The 21,237-nt window shown below is 41.2% G+C and carries 16 protein-coding genes and 1 tRNA gene; 16 read left to right on the top strand and 1 reads right to left on the bottom strand.

Annotation, left to right across the window (positions count from 1 at the left end; genetic code table 11):
• The first annotated feature begins 103 nt into the window (after positions 1-103).
• From ACP7AE_RS07870 to ACP7AE_RS07805, 14 genes are all read left to right on the top strand, one after another.
• Positions 104-180, top strand: a tRNA-Met gene (locus ACP7AE_RS07870).
• Positions 181-475: 295 nt separating this feature from the next.
• Positions 476-1,231 (top strand): ABC transporter permease, encoded by a 756-nt coding sequence (locus tag ACP7AE_RS07865; RefSeq protein ID WP_227676378.1) that lies wholly within the window; start codon positions 476-478, stop codon positions 1,229-1,231.
• A gap of 14 nt (positions 1,232-1,245) precedes the next feature.
• The gene (locus ACP7AE_RS07860; RefSeq protein WP_045443596.1) at positions 1,246-1,917 is read left to right on the top strand and encodes an ABC transporter ATP-binding protein; all 672 of its coding nucleotides are present in this window, start codon (positions 1,246-1,248) and stop codon (positions 1,915-1,917) included.
• Positions 1,895-3,001, top strand: a complete 1,107-nt coding sequence (locus ACP7AE_RS07855) for a capsule biosynthesis protein (RefSeq protein ID WP_226950228.1) — start codon at positions 1,895-1,897, stop codon at positions 2,999-3,001. The genes ACP7AE_RS07860 and ACP7AE_RS07855 overlap by 23 nt, the downstream gene beginning before the upstream one ends.
• Before the next feature lie 55 nt (positions 3,002-3,056).
• On the top strand, positions 3,057-4,838 hold the full coding sequence (locus ACP7AE_RS07850) for a polysaccharide biosynthesis/export family protein (RefSeq protein ID WP_426242325.1): 1,782 nt from the start codon (positions 3,057-3,059) through the stop codon (positions 4,836-4,838).
• Positions 4,839-4,918: 80 nt separating this feature from the next.
• Positions 4,919-7,501 (top strand): capsular polysaccharide biosynthesis protein, encoded by a 2,583-nt coding sequence (locus ACP7AE_RS07845; RefSeq protein ID WP_426242323.1) that lies wholly within the window; start codon positions 4,919-4,921, stop codon positions 7,499-7,501.
• A gap of 160 nt (positions 7,502-7,661) precedes the next feature.
• On the top strand, positions 7,662-8,906 hold the full coding sequence (locus ACP7AE_RS07840) for a capsule biosynthesis protein (protein WP_426242321.1): 1,245 nt from the start codon (positions 7,662-7,664) through the stop codon (positions 8,904-8,906).
• 362 nt (positions 8,907-9,268) lie between these two features.
• Positions 9,269-11,065, top strand: coding sequence for a translation elongation factor 4 (gene lepA, locus ACP7AE_RS07835; protein ID WP_198329650.1), 1,797 nt, complete (start codon positions 9,269-9,271; stop codon positions 11,063-11,065).
• A 104-nt stretch (positions 11,066-11,169) separates the two neighbouring features.
• Positions 11,170-12,072 carry a signal peptidase I gene (gene lepB, locus ACP7AE_RS07830; protein ID WP_201539787.1) on the top strand — a complete coding sequence of 301 codons (903 nt, stop codon included), beginning with the start codon at positions 11,170-11,172 and terminating at the stop codon, positions 12,070-12,072.
• Between the two features lie 145 nt (positions 12,073-12,217).
• The gene (locus ACP7AE_RS07825) at positions 12,218-12,610 is read left to right on the top strand and encodes a DUF4845 domain-containing protein (protein WP_227676372.1); all 393 of its coding nucleotides are present in this window, start codon (positions 12,218-12,220) and stop codon (positions 12,608-12,610) included.
• Positions 12,611-12,730: 120 nt separating this feature from the next.
• Positions 12,731-13,528, top strand: a complete 798-nt coding sequence (gene rnc, locus ACP7AE_RS07820; RefSeq protein ID WP_426242318.1) for a ribonuclease III — start codon at positions 12,731-12,733, stop codon at positions 13,526-13,528.
• Between the two features lie 361 nt (positions 13,529-13,889).
• Positions 13,890-14,855 (top strand): GTPase Era, encoded by a 966-nt coding sequence (gene era, locus ACP7AE_RS07815; RefSeq protein WP_045443844.1) that lies wholly within the window; start codon positions 13,890-13,892, stop codon positions 14,853-14,855.
• Between the two features lie 56 nt (positions 14,856-14,911).
• Positions 14,912-15,688 carry a DNA repair protein RecO gene (gene recO, locus ACP7AE_RS07810; RefSeq protein ID WP_426242316.1) on the top strand — a complete coding sequence of 259 codons (777 nt, stop codon included), beginning with the start codon at positions 14,912-14,914 and terminating at the stop codon, positions 15,686-15,688.
• A gap of 117 nt (positions 15,689-15,805) precedes the next feature.
• Positions 15,806-16,255 (top strand): pyridoxine 5'-phosphate synthase, encoded by a 450-nt coding sequence (locus ACP7AE_RS07805; protein WP_201539784.1) that lies wholly within the window; start codon positions 15,806-15,808, stop codon positions 16,253-16,255.
• A gap of 46 nt (positions 16,256-16,301) precedes the next feature.
• Here the strand turns inward: ACP7AE_RS07805 and ACP7AE_RS07800 are convergent, their stop codons facing one another.
• Entirely contained in the window at positions 16,302-17,027 is a 726-nt protein-coding gene (locus ACP7AE_RS07800; RefSeq protein WP_227676371.1) for a GspH/FimT family pseudopilin, read from the bottom strand.
• A 560-nt stretch (positions 17,028-17,587) separates the two neighbouring features.
• Here ACP7AE_RS07800 and ACP7AE_RS07795 point away from each other — a divergent pair.
• On the top strand, positions 17,588-18,901 hold the full coding sequence (locus tag ACP7AE_RS07795; protein WP_201539783.1) for an OmpA family protein: 1,314 nt from the start codon (positions 17,588-17,590) through the stop codon (positions 18,899-18,901).
• Positions 18,902-19,257: 356 nt separating this feature from the next.
• Positions 19,258-21,108 (top strand): translational GTPase TypA, encoded by a 1,851-nt coding sequence (gene typA / locus ACP7AE_RS07790; protein WP_055125731.1) that lies wholly within the window; start codon positions 19,258-19,260, stop codon positions 21,106-21,108.
• Positions 21,109-21,237 lie beyond the last annotated feature (129 nt).

The following is a 21,237-nucleotide window of genomic DNA, read 5'->3' as shown; positions in this document are numbered from 1 at the left end:
ATAAAAATGCAGCTAATTTGAATAAATTTCATATTTTCTGCAAAAAATGCCCTTTAGGGGTTGACGACAGTCAACAGCTTGGGTAAAATGTGCATCCTAAAATGGCGATGTAGCTCAGCTGGTTAGAGCGCATGACTCATAATCGTGAGGTCAAGAGTTCAAGTCTCTTCATCGCCACCATTTTTAGCAATACCTGTAATATTAAAAATGCCAATCATTATTTGATTGGTTTTTTTTTGCCTGAAATAAATTATTTCAGGATATGGTGAATGGCTCAAGTCGCACCATAAAACATTATAATTACCTACTGATTTCTTGCTAAACCATAGCTTTATCTGTTTAGGTACAGATTAATTGTTGTAACTTATGTCCCGCTTACTTATCATAGGGGCTGTTTTCGGTAAAGTCCTGTAACGCCATGTCTGTACAACTACCTCCTTATCGTCCTATTAAGCATCGCAGTGGTCTAAAAGTCATGGGTGCCGCATTTCATGCTCTGCTAATGCGTGAGCTGCAAACGCGCTTTGGTGGTTATCGCTTGGGCTATCTGTGGGCGCCACTTGAAATACTTTTTCAAGTTGGTGTCTATTTGATCATATTTGGTACTATTATGGCTCGAGTTTTGCCAGGAATGGATTATAAATTATTCTTGGTCGCAGGTTTAGTATCATTCCGAATGATGAGCACTATTGCTACACGCGCATTGGGTGCCGTAGAAGCTAATCAGGGTCTTCTAATGTACCGAGCTGTGCGTCATATCGATGTCATTATTGCCCGCTCATTTTTGGAATTAGTGATTTACTTTTTTACCTTCTTACTACTTTTGGTGATGTTGGCATTTATTGGTACATCTATTAGTTTCTCACAATTACACATAGTATTATTCTGTTGGATAACGCTATTCTTATTTGGCTTTGGTCTGGCAATGATTATGATGGTTGTCGGTTATTATGGTGGTGAAATTAGTAAAATCATAAGTTTAGTTTTTACTATTTTATATTTTGGTTCTGGCATAGTTTATTCTATCCATATTATTCCTGAGCCATATCTGAGTTATTTATTATATATTCCTTATATTCATAATATTGAATTGATGCGGCATGCTTTAGCACCCAGTTATCCTATTTATAATATCGATATAACGTATTTTTTAAAGTGGACGGTTGCAGTAAATTTTTTAGGTCTACTCATGTATAAAGCGGTAGAAAGAGACCTAATACGTTCTAAATAACGACGGGTAAGTGAATGATTGAAATTAGAAATGTTTCTAAGTCCTTTATGACCAAGCAGGGTCGACATTATCTATTTAAAGATTTGAATCTGACCATTGGTGATAAAAAAAGTGTGGGTTTACTCGGTCGTAACGGGGCGGGTAAATCGACTTTGCTGCGTATTATTTGCGGACTAGATAAGCCTGATCACGGAGAGATTATTACCGACTCGACGATTTCTTGGCCAGTAGGGGTAGCCGGCGGTTTCCAAGGTAGTTTGACGGGTCGTCAAAACGTCCGCTTTGTTTGCCGTCTTTATTCAAGCGGTCCCTATATTGACGAAAAAATTCGTTTTGTGGAAGAGTTTGCAGATATCGGAAACTATTTCGATATGCCGGTAAAAAGTTATTCATCAGGCATGAGAGCGCGATTAACCTTTGGGCTAAGCTTGGCCTTCGATTTTGATTATTATATGCTTGATGAAGCGGGCGCTGTGGGTGATGCGGCTTTTCGTAAGCGTAGTGAAGAGATATTGGCCGCGCGCCGTGAACAAGCAGGGTTTTTAATCGTATCGCATAACATCGGTGATATTAAGCGTAATTGTGATATTGGTATTGTGCTAATGGATCAAACAGCACACGTCTTTGAAGACACAACAGAAGCGATTGAGGTATATGAAGAGCATGTCCACAAAGCGAAAAAATAAGATAATTGACTTCTCGCTGTTTATTGGCTTGGTGGTCCTCCCTTGGGTATTGGTGATATTTTATGTCATGACCATTGCTCATCCGCGGTTTATTTCGACGGCTGATGTGGTGGTCAAACAAGTCAGTGATACCAGTGTGCCTTCTGGCGGTGGACTGTCGGCCTTGTTGGGTGTGAACAGTACCAGTAAAGAAGATGCGACTTATCTGACCGAGTATATTCTATCCAATGATATGGTGAAGCGCCTTGATAATAAGTTCAAGTTCCGCGAAGCGTATCATGTCGATGGCTCAGATCCGCTCAATGAAATTGAGCCTGATGCCACACAAGAAGAATTACTTGAGTACTTCAAAAAGCGTGTACACATCAATCTGGACGAGCAAAGCTATGTGCTGTCAGTATCGACAGAAGCCTTTGATCCAAAGTATGCTTTTGAGCTGAATAAAACGATCCTCAATGAGTCTGAGCAGTTCGTCAACCGTATTTCACAAGAGGTGGCTCGTGATCAGCTGGTATTTGCTGAGACACAGTTAGATGAATCACAAGATCGCCTAAATGATGCCAAAGAGCAGCTATTAAAGTATCAAAACGAAAATGAGATTTACGATCCACAATCCAATGCTCAAATTGTGAATCAGCTGATTGGTAGTTTGCAAGCGCAATTAAGCTCATTACGTACCGAAGAGCGTCAATTACTCAGCTATCTAAATCCAGATGCACCGCAAGTAGTGTCATTAAGAAGTCAGATTAAAGCAGTCGAAGAGCAAATCAACCAAGAGCAAACCAAGCTGACATCACCGAATACCACCAAGTTGAACCGTCAAGCGGTACAGTTTGAGACTATCAAGGCAGATGTTGATTTCGCTACTGAGCTCTATAAATTGTCGTTATCTTCACTTGAGAAGGCACGTTTAGAAGCTTTTAAAAAGATGAAGAATTTGATTGTTATCTCAACACCATATCAGGCTGAAGAAGCAACTTATCCACGCCGTGCTTATATTATTTGGACGTCGCTAGCATTACTTTTGATGCTTTATGGATTTGTGCGCCTAGTGATGGCAGTTGTTCGTGATCATCGTAGCTAGTTTTAACACACCAGATATCAGTAATGATCGATAGATCAGCAAAGGAATACCACTCATGAATATGAAACCACGTCCTATTGTGACCGTGATAAAAGTGTTAAGTTTGGCCATGGCAGCCAGCAGTGTATCAGCACTAGCAGCAGGCAGTTATGCTGATCAAATCTCAGGGTCTAGCTTTGGCACCAGCAATAACAGCATGAGTCAAGACCAAAACAGCAATAACATCAATGTCTCAACACAGGCATTTTCAGGTGGTGTATCAGGACAGGCGACCGCGCAAGAAGCGGTTAATGCCTCAAGCTTGTCAAGTCAGTCAGTCATCAATACCACGCGCCCCTATCAAGAAATCAACACGCAAGACATGATGTTTGGTGAGCAGCTCTTCCGTGGAGCATTTTCGACCACCTCTGGCTCTACCTTTAATGACAGTTACGTGATCAACCCAGGTGATAACGTCCAAGTAAGGATGTGGGGCGCTTATCAATATGCTGCTACCATGACCGTCGACCCACAAGGCAATATTTTCTTGCCAAATATCGGTCCAGTACGTGTCTCAGGTGTGCAAAATGGCAGTCTGCAAAATGTGGTAAAAAGTGCTGTCAGTCGTATTTATCGCTCGAACGTTGGCGTTTATGCTTCATTAGAGCAAGCACAGCCAGTGAAGGTATTTGTAACAGGTTTCGTCAAGCAACCAGGCTATTACGGCGGTTTAGCAGCAGACTCGGTATTGTCTTATTTGGATAGAGCAGGTGGCGTTGACCCAACACGTGGTAGTTATATTGATATTCAAATCAAACGTAATGGGCAAATGCTACAGCAAGTCAACCTGTATGATTTTTTACTAGCGGGTAAATTACAAGCATTCTCTTTTCGTGATGGCGATGTGATTACGGTCGCGCCGCAGAAAAAAACCTTTGAAGTAGGCGGCCAAGTTCAAAACGAATATACCTTTGAATTTGATGTGAATGATTTGACCATTGGTGATGTGTTGCAAGTGGCCAATCCCGCAGCAAATGCCACCAACGTTAGTATCACTCGCAGTGCAGGACGTGCACAGACGGCGGAATATTACTCGTTGGCAGAAGCTCAAAACGTACCTGTTTATAATGGTGATCAGATGGTAGTTACCTCCGATCGTTATGCGGGCACAATCGCGGTGCAAGTAAAAGGTGCGCATACAGGTAATGGTGCCATGGTTGTACCATATGGTGCTCGCTTAAAGGACATCGTGCCACAGCTACAGCCAAGCCCACTCGCTAAACTGACTCATTTGACCATTTATCGTGAGTCTGTTGCTGAGCAACAAAAACGCATGATTAATGAGTCGCTCGATCGTCTAGAAGAGCTGACGCTTGCCACGCAGTCGACCACTCGTGAAGAAGCAGCACTGCGTCAAGACGATGCAGCGTTGGTTAAGCAGTTTGTTGCCAAAGCGCGTAATGTTAAAACGACGGGTCAAATTGTTGTCGTCCCGAATTCGTGGCAGGATATTATTCTGCAGCAAGGTGATATCATTGAGATACCTGCGCAAACGTCTGTCATTACCGTTAATGGTCAAGTACGAGCACAAGGCGCACTGACCTTTAATCCAGATTATACCGTTGGTGATTATGTTGCCAATTCAGGCGGTTTCTCTGACAATGCTGATGTTAAAGAAATCTTGATTATCCATCAAAATGGCGCCAGCGAGGTGGTCAATACCGCTTACCGTATCCAGCAAGGCGATGAGATTATGGTATTACCAAAAGTCAAAACCAAGCGCGTAGAAATTGCTCGTGGCTTATCGCAAATTGTTTATCAGTTGGCCATTGCTGCTAAAGTGGTTCTCGATTTATAACCATTATTGAAAAGTTGTATAACAAGAGAACAAGTCATCTACATAGATAGATGCAAAAGTAATGAATAAGGGTGTTAGAAATGGCAAAAAGCGCGGCAGATGATGTCAATGTGGCAGTTACCTCTCACTCTGATAATGCCTTGCTTTTGCCATCATCCGCATACCAATTGCCACAGCATTTGGCGGTCATTGGTAAGGGTATGCGTCAAAACAATGTACTTTTGTCTCAGGTATTGCAGGCAGATATTCAGCGCTGGTATCCGTGGTCAGGTATACAGCAACGTATCAATGCAGGTAAAACGCATTTACTGTCTGCATTGCCATTACCTAATGTTGTAAAAAATCAGATAACTCATCTGTCCAATTCCTCTTTCTCTTTTCAGCAACCCGATGCCTTTATCGGTTGGGGTCGTAAAAAAAGCTATCAACGAGCTAATAAAGTGGCTAAGCGGCAGAAGCTTGAGACGTTAAGTGTCGAAGATGGCTTTTTGCGCTCATTAGATTCTGGTATTAGTAGCCGTCATGGCCTGAGTGTCGTCGTTGATGATCTTGGTATTTATTTTGATACGACGTATGACTCACGCCTTGAGCGGCTGATTATTGAGCGTACTAAAAACGCTACTACGCCTAATAATTATGAAATAGATGACGCGCGTGCGCGGCAATTGATGGCACGTATTTGTAATGAACAGCTCAGTAAATATAACGCAGTGATCGATTGTCCGTCATTGGATAAATTGATAAGTGAAGACGGTGTTAATACAACAGCAGATCCCTTGAAATCGCATGTTTTATTGATTGACCAAGTGGTTGGGGACGCTTCTATCACTGGTGCGGGCGCGGATAAACGTCAGTTTAAGAAGATGTTAAAATCTGCGTGTCGTAATCATCCTCATGCCCATATTTGGATAAAGGCACATCCTGCGTCAAAATCAGGATACCTGACCCGTTTAAAACTACCTAAGCAGGTTCGGTTATTAACTCAAGCACTCAATCCTATCCAGCTATTAGAGCAAGTTGACCATGTTTATACGGTCAGCTCCCATATGGGCTTTGAAGGGTTGATGTTAGGTAAAGTAGTACATTGCTTCGGAGTTAATTGGTATAGTGGCTGGGGTCTAACTGATGACAGCGGCGCACCCAAAAAGCTGCTTAAAGCGGTCGAAAAACGTCGTCAAAAACTTGTCAGCAAACTGTTAGAGGCTCAGGGACATTCAAATCCTGCGTTGTTTCCTACATCATTTGCTAAAAAAACATCTGCAACGTTAGAAACGTTATTTTATAGCGCCTATATAGATTATAGTCGTTATATAGATCCAGCCACCAAGCAAGCCTGTGATATTGATACAGCGATAGAATGGCTAGTGACTAATCGATATTGGCAAGCGCGCCTTGAAGGTGATCTCACGATATATGAATTTAGTCGCTGGAAATTACCATTTGTAAAAGCTTTTACGAATCTACCGCGTACGACATTATTTATCAAACCCAAGCCACGTCTCAAGAATTTATTGCATCCTGATCATTTTCGTGTTGATTATCAGCAGCCTCTATTAGTGTGGGGTTTGGCTAAGCGGCAACAAGTAGAAAATAAATTACAGCGTAAACTTGAGAAACAGCCGCATTTATCCCTACCGTCTATATACTGTATGGAAGATGGGTTTATCCGCTCAAATGGTTTGGGCGCGACGTTGTTAGCACCGTTGTCGGTCGTCATAGATAAGCAAGGTATTTATTATGATGCGACCCAGCCTTCAGATTTAGAGACGTTGCTACGTCATTGTCAGGCATTGAACCCACAGCAAAGTGTCCGTGTACAACAGCTGCAAGATAAATTGCTGAATCAGCGGGTGAGTAAATACAATGTTGGAGCTGATGTCGCCAGTGCCAATAACCAGCATACTTCGTGGATGCATGAGGCTAGGGTATCTGGCAAGTGCCGTTTGCTTATTATCGGTCAAGTCGAAGATGATTTATCGGTGCAGTACTGCGGCTCAACGATCAAAACCAACAGCGGCTTGATTGAGCGTGTATGCCAAGACAATCCTGAGGCTTATCTTATTTATAAGCCGCATCCTGACGTTGAAGCAGGGCTAAGGACTGGTAAGGTTAGCGCAGATTTTTTACAACAGGTCAGTGCCGTCGCCTATGATACCGCGATGCCTGATTGCTTAGAGTGTGTTGATGAAGTACATACGATTAGCTCATTGACTGGCTTTGAGGCGTTGCTGCGCGGTTTAGACGTTACTTGCTACGGCTTACCGTTTTATGCTGGTTGGGGGTTAACGGCAGATATTGATGCCCAGTTACCACCGAAAGCTGACTATTTAGAGAGAAGAAAACGCGACACTGCATTAACGCTTGAGCAATTATTATATTGTGCGCTTATTAGCTATCCCTTATATCGTTTGCCAAATGGCTACGGGCTTGCACAAGTAGAGCAAGTGATTGACTATTTATACCCTCCTAAAAGCGATCCTTTGCTTAAAGATATTCATAATGCAGAATCTCAAGCGCAAATATCTAGCCCTATAAATAGCTCGATTAACCATGCGACTTCAGTTTTATCCATGTTATCTGAAAATTTTCAACGCCAAGCGACTACTCGTTTTATGCAGCAGCGTCATCAATGGCAGCAGCGCCTGCGTAAATTATCTCGTTAGTTTATTCTAAACTTGTGACGCAAATCCATTGCGACAAGTAGGGGCTTTTTCGGTATAATCAGTGATGATTGATGTGTATTCACACGGCTTAATATTCAAGTTGTTTAATAAATACTCTCGCTTTTATCCTTCATCTTCTCATTAATGGTAATTCAATACTATGGCAGCTTCGATGTCTCATTTGCTTACTCATCGACACGTCTTGCTGTTACAAGGAAAGATGGGCGGATTCTTCAACCGTTTTTCGACATTTCTGCAAACTCAAAATATTAAGGTTAGTAAGATTAACTTTAATGCAGGTGATGCATTCTTTTATCATCATGATAATACCTATGAATATACCGATACGTTAGCGCAGTTCTCTTCTTGGTTACAGGCTTTCATTGAAGAAAATAGCATTGATGCGATTGTCTGTTTTGGTGATTGTCGTCCGCATCACACCCAAGCTGCTTGTATTAGTGAGCAGTTGGGCACCTCTTTTTTTGTATTTGAAGAAGGCTATTTGCGTCCCGATTACATTACATTGCAAGAATATGGCATTAATGGCTATTCGCGCTTAAATACGGCAGATATTAAAGCGCTCAAAAAAGCCAATGATAAACCACTGTATACTCACAATCGTTTTTATCGTTTGAGTATCGCTGCGATTGTCTATTATATTATCGTTTGGGTGTACAAAAGTCGCTATCCGCATTATTCGCACTATCGCGGGATGACGGCGTGGCAAGAAGCAATCGCTTGGCTCAAAGCACCATGGCGTAAATTGCGAGGGTATTTACCTGATAAGCGATTGCAAAATAAGCTGACCAAAGAACAAAGTAATAATTATTTTTTGATTAGTTTACAAGTGCATAATGACTCGCAGATTACCCATCATAGTGACTATCGTGATGTGGTGCAGTTTATTGATGAGTCTATTGCCAGCTTTGCAGAGTATGCTGATAAGCAGCAATTACTGGTATTCAAGCATCATCCGTTAGATCGTGGTCATCGAGATTATCGCGAGCTGGTATCTAGCTTGGCTAGACGCTATCAAGTGGCTGATCGTGTATTCTATGGTTGTGACATGCACCTGCCAACCTTGATGAAACACAGTATTGGGATGGTGACCATCAATAGCACGACAGGGTTGCAATCGGTATATCACAAAAAACCTACCAAGATCATGGGTCGCGCGATTTATGATACGCCGAAACTGATAGATCAAAAACCACTTAATGAGTTTTGGCAACAACCTAACCGCCCAGATAATGAGTTTTATCTTAGATTTCGTGAATACTTGATAGAGCAAACTCAGATCAACGGGGCTTTTTACGGTAAGTCACCATGGATGCATAAATATCTGCATAGCGCAGGATGTGAACCCATAGAGAGTGATCTGTCCAAAACCAATACCCCTCAGTAGATTATTGATTGTTCATATCCAGTCAGCATGAGTCTTGTCGAAGTGAATAAGGTGCTATCAAGCCGCTCGCTTTCTATCTGTACAGTTATCCGCTCGTAACTTCACTTGTAAATCATCCCTCTGCTAATAAAATCGCCTTACTTTATGGTAGAAAACTGCTAGAATACTCTTTCATGCCTGCGCGTAAGAGTTGATGTCTTGAGCGGTTGATTGGAGATGATAATATTGGCAAATAAGCTGATTCTAATTATTTTCTCTTGTTATTGCTCCCTTAATGATGGACAGCTATTTTAGCGGTTGCGCCTGACAGCATTTATTTCTTAATTTTATTATTCTATCACCCTTAATTTAGTAGGCGCTTTGTGACTGCATTAGCAAATATTCGTAACTTTTCAATCATTGCCCACATTGATCATGGCAAGTCGACGCTTGCTGATCGTTTTATTCAAATGTGCGGTGCCTTGCAAGATCGCGAGATGCAGGCGCAAGTACTTGACTCCATGGATATTGAGCGTGAGCGCGGTATCACCATTAAAGCGCAGTCGGTAACCTTATTCTACGATCATCCTAATGGTGAGCGCTATCAGCTCAACTTTATCGATACTCCAGGACACGTTGACTTCTCATATGAGGTGTCGCGTTCACTAGCCGCTTGTGAAGGCGCGCTATTGGTTGTTGATGCCGCGCAAGGGGTGGAAGCTCAGTCAGTGGCCAACTGCTATACTGCCGTTGATCAGGGTCTAGAAGTCATGGCGGTATTAAATAAAATTGATTTGCCACAAGTCGAGCCTGAGCGTGTCATTCAAGAGATTGAAGACATCATTGGAATTGACGCTGTTGATGCGCCACGAGTCTCTGCTAAATCGGGTTTGGGCGTCGATAAACTGCTAGAAGCATTGGTTGAATTTATCCCTGCACCGACTGGTGATCGTGAGGCGCCATTACAAGCATTGATTATTGACTCTTGGTTTGATAACTATCTAGGCGTTGTGTCATTGGTTCGGGTACGTGAAGGTACTATCCGAAAAGGTGATAAACTTTATATCAAATCAACCAAAGAATCGCATTTAGTCGGCTCGATCGGTGTCTTTACGCCTAAGCCTGTCGATACAGGTATCTTGGAGGCGGGTGAAGTCGGTTTTATTATTGCTGGTATCAAAGATATCGCTGGCGCGCCAGTGGGTGATACGATTACTCATTCTAAAACGCCAGACGTTGAGCGTATTCCAGGTTTTAAACAGATTACTCCGCAAGTCTATGCTGGTATGTTCCCTGTTGAATCTACAGATTTTGAAAAATTCCGTGAAGCGCTGCAAAAGCTACAAATCAACGATGCTTCATTGTTCTTCGAGCCTGATACCTCCGATGCGCTAGGTTTTGGTTTCCGTTGTGGTTTCCTTGGTATGCTGCACATGGAGATTATCCAAGAGCGTTTAGAGCGCGAATATGACTTGGATTTGATTACCACTGCGCCGTCAGTTATCTATGAGATTGTAAAAAAAGATGGCAGTATTATCTACGTTGATAATCCATCAAGATTGCCTGAACCCAATAATATCGAAGAGTTCCGTGAGCCGATTGCCCGTTGTCAGATTTTAGTACCACAGGATTATCTTGGTAATGTGATGACCTTGTGTATTGAGCGTCGCGGCGTACAAGTTGATATGCGCTTTATGGGTCGTCAAGTACAGCTGATCTTTGATATTCCAATGGGCGAAGTAGTCATGGACTTCTTTGACCGTCTAAAATCGGTATCACGCGGATTTGCCTCGCTTGATTATAATTTTGAGCGTTATCAAGTTGATAAATTGGTTAAGGTAGACGTACTGATTAATGGTGATAAAGTCGATGCGCTCGCCATGATTGTGCATGAAACCCAATCACGCTATCGTGGTAATGCGTTGGTGACTAAGATGAAAGAGTTGATTCCGCGTCAGATGTTTGATGTGGCAATTCAGGCCGCGATTGGTAGCCAAATTATTGGGCGTAGTACGGTGAAAGCCATGCGTAAAGACGTCTTGGCTAAGTGTTATGGCGGTGATGTATCGCGTAAGAAAAAGCTATTGTCTAAGCAAAAAGCGGGTAAAAAACGTATGAAGCAAGTCGGTAATGTGGAGATTCCACAAGAAGCCTTCTTAGCGGTATTGCAGGTTGAGTAAGTCATTACTAATTGACTGGTCAATGATAGTTTTGTTGGTGTCATTAGTGGCGCAGTTGATAGTATAGATAGCCAGATAAGTCGCTCGTTAATAGGCAATTGAGTATGGATTTTGATTTTAATTTAATTTTAGTACCATTAACCATTGGTTTGGGTATTATTTGGCTATTAGATAAGCTAGCCCTGAAACAGCGTAAAACTCGCGGGCGTGGTCAAGAAAGTCTCTTGGTACGCTGGGCTTACGATTTTTTCCCCGTATTGGCAGTGGTGTTAATAGTACGCTCGTTTTTGATTGAGCCTTTTAATATCCCTTCATCTTCTATGGTGCCGACATTATATACGGGTGATTTTATTGCGGTTAATAAGTATGCCTACGGGGTGCGCCTACCACTGACGTATAACAAAGTGCTGGATACGGGCGCGCCTGAGCATGGTGATGTGGCTGTATTTCGCTATCCTGAAAACCCAAGTATTTATTATATCAAGCGTGTCATTGGTTTGCCTGGTGATACTGTTAGTTATGATCAAGGGACACTTTCTATCAATGATGTCCCAGTTGATACTAAGCCTGTCGATTTTGCGGCAAACCCTGAGTTAACCTCACAGCTTTATTTACCAGGACAAATCGGTCCAGGGCAAGTACTGACCGAAGACAGTGCGGCAGCGATGGGTCAACAAGAAGAGGGTGAGGCGCAATACTTTCAGGAAACACAAGGTGAAAACAAGCATCTTGTTCGTTACTTGAATGGTATGAATAGTTCTCAATATGCACCATTTTTGCAGCAGCAATCACCAGAGGTAATTAGCTCAGCAGGTACCAAATGGCGTATTAGCGTTCCAGAAGGTCATTATTTTGTGATGGGCGATAACCGCGATCGTAGTGCTGATGGTCGGTTTTGGGGATTTGTTCCTGATGAGAATTTAGCGGGTAAAGCGGTTTATATCTGGATGCATAAGCCACCCGGACTTAATTTACCAACCTTTGAACGCAACGGTACTATTGATTAAGATTATGTAATTAAGATTATGAGACGCTCTATTGGTTGATTTATCGATAATAGTTTTATGCTAATATTGTTGCTATCTAATAAACGGCTACCTAGTATTTCGGTAGCTCCTAAAAATAGTTGTTTACCAGTAGAGGGATATCATAGTGCAGCAATTATCTGGAATCGCCACACAGCGTGGTGCTAGCGTAACGAGTATCGTTTTAATTATTCTTGTGTTAGGAGTTGCTGCCAAATTGATGGTTGTTATCGTCCCTGCTCAGATTGGTGATTATCAATTGACCAAGACCTTAAGCGCACAGCTTAAGGAGGCAAATAATAATAATGAAACGGCCAAGCAGTTTGTCGAGCGTGTTAATAGACAGCTATCTATTAATGCTGATTATGATACTCAGGCGGAAGACGTATTTACTTTTATTGATAAAAAGACGGGACAATTGGCTATTCGTAAAGAATATGCAGTCACTAACAATTTCTTTGGTAATGTTGATATCGTCAATCGCTTCGAAGGTGATATCGATATGACAACAGCAGAGTAACTAAAAAGAGTGTTAGATCACTCTTAAACTTTTTAATATCTGAATGTCTTTATAATATTCATTAATCCATACTATTACTAACCAAATCAGTAAAACAGAAGGGATAACCACAAGCCACGCATGAAACCAACTTTGCAGCATTCCCAAGCGATTCCTACTCCTCAACAAAATAGCACGTCTGTCGACACGCTGATTGTTAGCTCAGAATTTATTCAGCAATTAGCCGTATTGACACGCAAGTTAGGCTATGTGTTTAAGGACTTGAGTCTTCCCAAACTTGCGTTGACACACCGCTCATTTGATAGCAAAAAAAATTATGAGCGTTTAGAGTTTTTAGGAGACGCTCTGTTAGGAACGATTGTGGGTGAGGCTTTATATCATCGCTATCCTAGCCAAAATGAGGGTCGATTGACTCGTATGCGTGCCACTTTGGTACGTCAAGAATCATTGGTCATTATTGCGCAAAACTTAGAGCTCTCTAATCATCTGATATTAGGGATAGGTGAGCGTAAAGGTGGTGGGCGCAATCGCGCTTCTATATTGGCTGATGCTGTGGAGTCTTTGATTGGTGCTATTTATTTAGACAGCCAAGATTTGGATATTACTCGCGATTGTGTTCTCTCATGGTATGGTGATTTGATTGACAACGTTAATGACCAAAAAGCCTTAAAAGATGCCAAGAGTCGATTGCAAGAGTGGCTACAATCTAAGCAATTTGATCTGCCACATTATGAGCTAATGGAAACACGTGGTAACGCGCCGCATCAAATTTTTGTTGTACGTTGTCATGTTAATATCAATAACTGTGTTGATATTACTGAATCTGGTGAGAGCCGCCGTATCGCTGAACAAAAAGCAGCAGAACTAATGATTAACCAATTGCATAAACTGCCGAGCTCAGCTAAAAAGCGATCCTAACTAGGATTAACATATGGATCGCACATACCACTTTTTTTGACAATATATGTTAAGTGACGTTTTAAAAATCGTTTATTTGAATTAGCGTAAACGTCACACATTTCAAAACCTTAAATATTTCCCAGCCGATAATGGTTTTGCTTTTTTAGTGCTGATACAGCCAATACATCATTAAGCATCATTTGACTGGGCATAAATTCTATAGGATTAACCTATGAGCAATCGTACTGACTTGCCATCCAATGATGAAGATAATGCCAAAAATATGACCGAAAACACAGAATTGAATCAAAACCAAGATAATATCGATATTACTAATGATGGCATCAATCAAGCAGAAGATACTACTGTAGACAATGATATGGCAATTGAAGAATTCTTTGCCCCTAGTAGTCATGCAGGTATTGCTGATGATTTTAAAGCGGGTTATGTCGCGATCGTTGGACGTCCAAACGTTGGTAAATCGACTTTGATGAATCACTTATTGGGTCAAAAGCTGTCTATTACATCACGTAAGCCGCAAACTACTCGTCACCGTATCCACGGTATTTTGTCAAATCATGAGATGCAGGCAGTATTCGTTGACACGCCAGGTATTCACCGCAATGAAGTACGTGCTATTAATGAGCGTATGAATAAAGCTGCGGTATCTGCATTAGTAGATGTTGATTTGGTATTATTCGTTGTTGATTCAGATCAATGGCGTGATGATGATTTGTTGGTTTTACAAAAGCTTGGCGATACCAATTTAAATGTAGTATTAGTTATTAATAAATCTGATACCTTAAAAGATAAAGGCAGCGTGTTGCCGCTGATTGAGACGTTTAATGACAGTTTTGATTTTGCCGATATCGTACCAGTATCTGCCTTAAAAAACCAAAACCTAGATCGTCTACAAGAAGTGATTGCTTCGCATCTTCCTATTGCTGCCCCTATCTATGATACCGAGCAAATTACTGACCGCTCAGAACGATTTTTGGCCAGTGAAATTATCCGCGAAAAAATCATGCGTAGCGCTGGTGACGAAGTGCCATATGACCTGACTGTACAGATTGATGGGTTCAAAGATGAGCCTGCGCACACTGATCCAAAAACAGGGCGTCCACGTAAGGCTTGTACTTTCATCGATGCGACTATTTATGTTGAACGTAGTGGTCAAAAAGCCATTGTGATTGGTGATAAAGGTCAGCGTATTAAGCAAGTGGGTATGGATGCTCGTAAAGATATGGAGCAGCTGTTTGATAAAAAGATTATGCTGACACTGTGGGTGAAAGTGAAACGTGGCTGGTCTGATGACGAACGTGCATTGACTAGCTTAGGATATTGATTAAAGAATAGCGCTTTAATCACTTTTCTATATGCTCGATGCTGAGGTGATAAAAAATGCGTAACGAAGCGTTAGTCGGTTATTTATTGCATCAGCGTCCTTATCAAGAAAAGCGCGCCTTATATTATCTGTTTTCTCAGCAACATGGCGTGATTCATGGTATTGGGAAAAAAGGCGCGCCATTGTTCATGCCATTGCAGCTCTTTGCCACTGGTAAACGGGATTTAAAAACGTTTAGTCAGATCAGTATTGCATCGCAACACACAACTCAAACAGGCATAGCAAAAGATGATGGCATTGCCACTGTTTTAGAAGCACTGCCCTACGAAAATATTACAGGTCAACATCAATATGCGGCGTTGTATTTAAACGAAATACTATGGCGGTTGTTGTCGACCGAAGACCCAATGCCAGTATTATGGCTACATTACCAGGACAGTCTGTCTCAGCTTAGACGACCTTTGAGCGCCAACGAATTACGGTTGTGCTTGCGCCAATTTGAGCAGCATTTATTCAATGAGTTGGGTTTTAGCTTAATATTGACGCACGATAGTATTGAAAACATCATTCAGCCTGACGATTCTTATCGTTCTTTACCTGATGTTGGTTTAGTGCCTGTCTTGCAGAATGATATACAGACTGAGCATTTAGACAATACTATGGGGCAATTTTTTTTTAAAGGTACTGATATTATCGCAATGACGCAGTTAGGTATTACTGACAAAACCTTAAATAATTGGTCAAAAATCCATCGACAGCTTATTGACCATTTACTGGATTATCAACCATTGCAAAGCCGCCTACTATGGCAGCAGCAACAGCGTTACCAATAAATAATAGTGCTACTCTCAAAGTGCTATAACCAATCTGATTGGTGCTGAGACTGTCTAAAGTTTCATATTCTTGTACCGTTGATCAGTCGATTGGGTTTCGTTATCAAAAAAAATCTTATGACCACTGCTTCATTACCTTCATCTAACAACCCTTTGCAAAAACCTTTATTAAGTATAAACATTGATCACGCAGCAACTTTACGTCAAGCGCGTGGGGTTAGTTATCCAAGCCATTTAGCCGCCGCTCTTTGGTGCGAGAAGGCGGGAGCAGACGGTATTGAGTTATATACAGGCGCTTATGCTGAGGCAAGCTTAGTAGCCGATATGGACATGCAAAATGCTGAGCTGAAACGAATTAAGCAAGCTGTTGCTACTGCTCGACGCAGTGATAATAAGATCTCAATTAACGCAGGTCATGGTCTGACACGTGATAATGTGAATGCTATCGCACAAATTGAGGGTATTTATGAGTTGAATATTGGTCGTGCATTCATTGCAGGCGCTGTATTTTTAGGACTCGAGCAGGCCGTCATTATGATGAAAGAAGCAATGTATACAGATCTATAAAGCTATCAAAAAAATGTGAGTGGTAATTTATGTCATTGGTAGTTTTTTATTCGTCACATTCGGTGGGATGATCTTCGTTAAGTTTTTGTTTAATAATACCTCCTTGGTTAAATGATATTAGATACATTGCTTCATTATAAGCAACGATGGGACAGTATTTTATATGGCCAAAATATCCTCGTGGTTTGCCACTATCACCCCAAAATTTGGTGTAGTGGCGTCGACTTCCAACTCGTAAACTTAGCTTACTGTATTTAGGATTTAAAGACTGCTGAACGACTAATGAATCTACCTGAGTATCAAAGTGATTATTGTCATTTTTATCTATGAATAACAAAAGCGTCTTATCGCTGTCTCTATGGCAGCGCCCTCCAGTATCAGACAAGCAAACAATGATATTCTGTCTTCTGATGTAACTCTCAGCCTTGGCTAAGGCAAGAGAATTCTCTAACTGACTTTGAATCCGTTTGGCTTCCATACGTGCTAATTGCGTTCGTATGACTGGGGCTGCGATCGTCACCATAATTGCTAATACACATACAGTGACGATAAGTTCAACCAGCGTAAAACCCTTGTTATGTCTATTAACAGTGCTTGGGTCTGTTCTCGTGTTTGTATTAGGTGCTCTTTTATAGAGAGATACTATATATCTGTGATACACATAAAGAATCAATCGGCTTTGAGCTAGCCTGTGCTTATTTGAAGTAAAAACCCATAACATAAATGCTGAGAGCTTTTTATAACTTGATAATGTTTTATGCAGCAATGCCATGAGGCTTGTTACCTATAATAAGTAGTTTAGTTCAATAAAACAGTCTCGCTTCTTTAAATGTTATTCAATCCAATCATTGCGTGAAATCGAGCCAATATGCGCGCGAAATTTTGGAGTAATGATCAAATTTATGATGTATGAAATAATGTTGAGTGCTATAATATAAACAGAATATATGTCTACTGTCAAAAAATGTTTCAATTAGTGAATGACTGGTTTTAATAATAGAGAAAAAATACTAACTGTACTAAAATACGCCCAGACAATAGATACTGTTAGGTTTACTATCTATTGTGAACTGACATACAAAAGATAAAAAGCGTAAGGTGTGTTAGTTCTAGGTAACTTAAGCTGGTTATTGTGTTTTAGTTACGACATTATCGTGTAATAATGTGTAGCTCGTTAACGAAAAAAGTTGTAAACTGAATTGATAATCGCTAAGCTACTCCTTAATTGGTTTTGCTTTGTCACTTAAAATTCGTAAAAGATGTCTATTTTAGAGTATCTTGAGAAGCGGTTTTGCTTAATGCATCACTCAAATTATCCTTTGGAGGAAGTCCATGAAATTGAATAAAATTGCTCTAGCTCTGGTTGCTGTAGCAGCTGCACCTTTAGCAGCTAATGCTGGCGTAACTATTAGCCCATTGTTACTAGGTTATCATTACACTGGCGAAGCTCATGACGAGCAACGCGAAATTTTGAAAACTGGTAAAAACTTGTACGTAAATGCTGATGGTAATAACATCGACGACGGTACTCCTTTTACTGGCGCTAATGGTCATCCTAATAATGGCGGTGTAGCTAAAGAAAGCAGCTTATACACTGGTGCTGCACTAGGTATTGAACTAACTCCTTCTACTCAGTTCCAAGTAGAGTACGGCGTGTCAAGTGCAAACGGCGAAGCTTCTGAAGATTCTGCTGATGCTGGCGTTAACCGTTTTGACGTAGAACAAACCATGCTTTCTGGTAACTTCTTAATCGGTACTGAAGAATTTACTGGTTATACTGATAGCGCATTCAAGCCATACGTATTGGTTGGTGCTGGTCAATCTAAGATCAAAGTAGAAAACCAAGAAACTTATACAGCTGCTGAAGGTTCTTCTGTAGGTACAGTTAATGCTGGTACTGAAGTTGCAGAGTCTAAAGATACTATTGGTAACCTAGGTCTAGGTGCTATGTATCGTATCAACGACGCTTTAAGCCTACGTGGTGAAGCTCGTGCGATTCATAACTTTGATAACAACTGGTGGGAAGGCATGGCTTTGGCCGGTCTAGAAGTTGTACTTGGTGGCCATTTAGCACCTACAGTAGCAGTACCACCAATGCAAGAGCCAGTTATCGATACTACTCCAGTAGTCGTAATTGAATCTGATCTTGATTCTGATGGCGATGGCGTACCTGATAGCATCGATGCATGCCCAGGCACTCCTATGAATGTCGTAGTAGATGAACGCGGTTGCCCAGTACCAGTAGATATTACTGATGAGCTGAAAATGGAACTACGTGTATTCTTTGATAACGATAAATCAACGATCAAATCTCAGTATCAACCTGAAATCGCTAAAGTAGCAGAGAAGATGCGCGAGTATCCTAACTCTACAGCACGTATCGAAGGTCATGCTTCTAAAACTGGTCCTTCAGCACGTTATAACCAACGTTTATCTGAAGCCCGTGCCGTTGCTGTTAAATCTATGTTGACTAACGAATTCGGTATTGCTCCAAACCGTATATCAACAGTTGGCTATGGTTATGACCAACCAATCGCTCCAAACGACACTGAAGAAGGTCGTGCTATGAACCGTCGTGTTTATGCCATCATCACTGGTGACAAAACAATGACTGTTGAACAAACTAAAGATATGGTTGTTCAGTAAATAGTATTGGATCGATTGTTTTACTAAATATATAGTTACAAAAAAAGTCACCTAATGGGTGGCTTTTTTTTATTTATGGATTGAGAAAAGCAAGTTATTACATAAATTTGTGAAGCAATAATGTTATACTAGCTGCCCAAACATTCTGTAAATTGACAGAATGTACATTAGCATAGCTATCTGTAAGATGAATTTATCAGTGTAGATACTTGATTATATTGAAATTATTTGATTAACCGCATCTATTGTGCAGTCTTCCAAAAGTAAGTACTCAATATCTATCTGGTTGATGATAAAAGTTTATCCAGCGGCGCTTATTGCTACTGCATTTTTTTAAGACGAAACGAGCATTTTATATGGCGAACGATATCAAACACCTGCGTAACATTGCAATTATTGCCCACGTTGACCACGGTAAAACAACTTTGGTTGATAAGTTATTACATCAGTCTGGTACTTTTGGCGACCGTGCAAACATTGCTGAACGTGCAATGGATTCAGGCGATATTGAGCAAGAACGTGGTATTACCATTTTGGCTAAAAATACAGCCATCCGCTGGACAGATAAGACTGATGATACTGAATATCGTATCAACATTGTTGACACCCCAGGTCACGCCGACTTTGGTGGTGAAGTTGAGCGTGTAATGTCTATGGTTGACTGCGTGCTTCTAGTCGTTGATGCGGTTGATGGCCCAATGCCACAGACCCGTTTTGTGACGCAAAAAGCGTTCGAGCAAGGTCTAAAACCTATCGTTGTCATCAATAAAATTGACCGTCCTGGCTCACGCCCTGACTGGGTAATGGATCAAATCTTTGATCTTTTTGATAACTTGGGTGCAACTGATGAACAGCTTGATTTTCCAGTTGTTTATGCCTCAGCATTGAATGGTATTGCAGGTTTGGAAGCTGATGATTTGGCTGATGACATGACACCACTTTTCAAAACGATTGTTGATGTGGTTCAGCCTCCTCAAGTTGATGCTGACGCACCGTTTCGTATGCAAATCTCAAGCCTTGATTATAACAGTTTTGTTGGCGTTATCGGCATTGGTCGTATTCAGCGTGGTAAAGTTAAAACCAATACTCAAGTGACTGTAATCGACAAAAATGGCAATACCCGTAATGGCCGTATTTTAAAAATTATGGGTTATCATGGTCTTGATCGTATTGATGTTGAAGATGCACAAGCTGGTGACATCGTTTGTATTACTGGTATTGATTCGCTTAATATCTCAGATACGATTTGTGATCCTAGTGCTGTCGAAGCATTACCAGCATTGACGGTTGATGAACCTACCGTTTCAATGAACTTCCAAGTAAATAACTCACCTTTTGCTGGTCGTGATGGTAAGTTTGTGACTTCGCGCAATATCCGTGAGCGTCTTGAGCGTGAATTGATTCATAACGTAGCATTACGTGTAGAAGATACAGAGTCTCCTGATAAATTTAAAGTATCAGGTCGCGGTGAGCTGCATCTGTCTGTATTGATTGAAAACATGCGCCGTGAAGGTTTTGAGATGGGTGTTTCAGGCCCAGAAGTTATCGTTAAAGAAGTGGATGGTAAATTACAAGAGCCGTATGAAAACGTTGTTTTCGATATTGAAGATGAGCATCAAGGTTCTATCATGGAGCAGGTTGGCTTGCGTAAAGGCGAGATGACTAATATGGAGCTTGATGGTAAAGGTCGTATGCGTATCGAAGCGACGATGCCTGCCCGTGGTTTGATCGGTTTCCGTTCTGAATTCTTAACGTTGACTTCAGGTACAGGTATCATGACGTCAAGCTTCTCACATTACGGTCCACAAAAGATCGGTGATGTTGGTGGTCGCTCGAATGGTGTCTTAGTTTCTATGGCGAAGGGTGTTTGCTTAGGTTTCGCGCTATTTAACCTGCAAAAACGCGGTAAGTTATTTGCTGAGCCACAGCTTGAAGTTTACGAAGGTATGATCGTTGGTCTTAACTCACGTAACGATGATATGGCTGTTAACCCAACGACTGCTAAGCAGTTAACCAACGTTCGTGCGAGTGGTACTGATGAAGCATTGACGTTGACTCCAGCAGTCAAGTTCACACTTGAGCAAGCGCTCGAATTCATTCAAGATGATGAATTGGTTGAAGTAACACCTAAGGCGATTCGTCTGCGTAAGCGCTATTTGACTGAAAGTGAGCGTAAGCGTCACGGCCGTGGTAAAAAAGGTGCTTAATATTGAGCCATGAATTACTGAGTAATTTATTGGATTGATATTTTATTAAGCATTTGATGCCATTATTATTTAATAATGGGCATCAAGATAACTAAAAAATTAGCAGTATAGAGTGAACTGAATATGGTT

Origin of the sequence: Psychrobacter sp. TWP2-1-2 (assembly GCF_049896785.1) — a bacterium.
Taxonomy (GTDB): domain Bacteria; phylum Pseudomonadota; class Gammaproteobacteria; order Pseudomonadales; family Moraxellaceae; genus Psychrobacter.
Note: the sequence above shows the minus strand (reverse complement) of the source record. Positions and strands in the feature narration are given on the sequence as shown.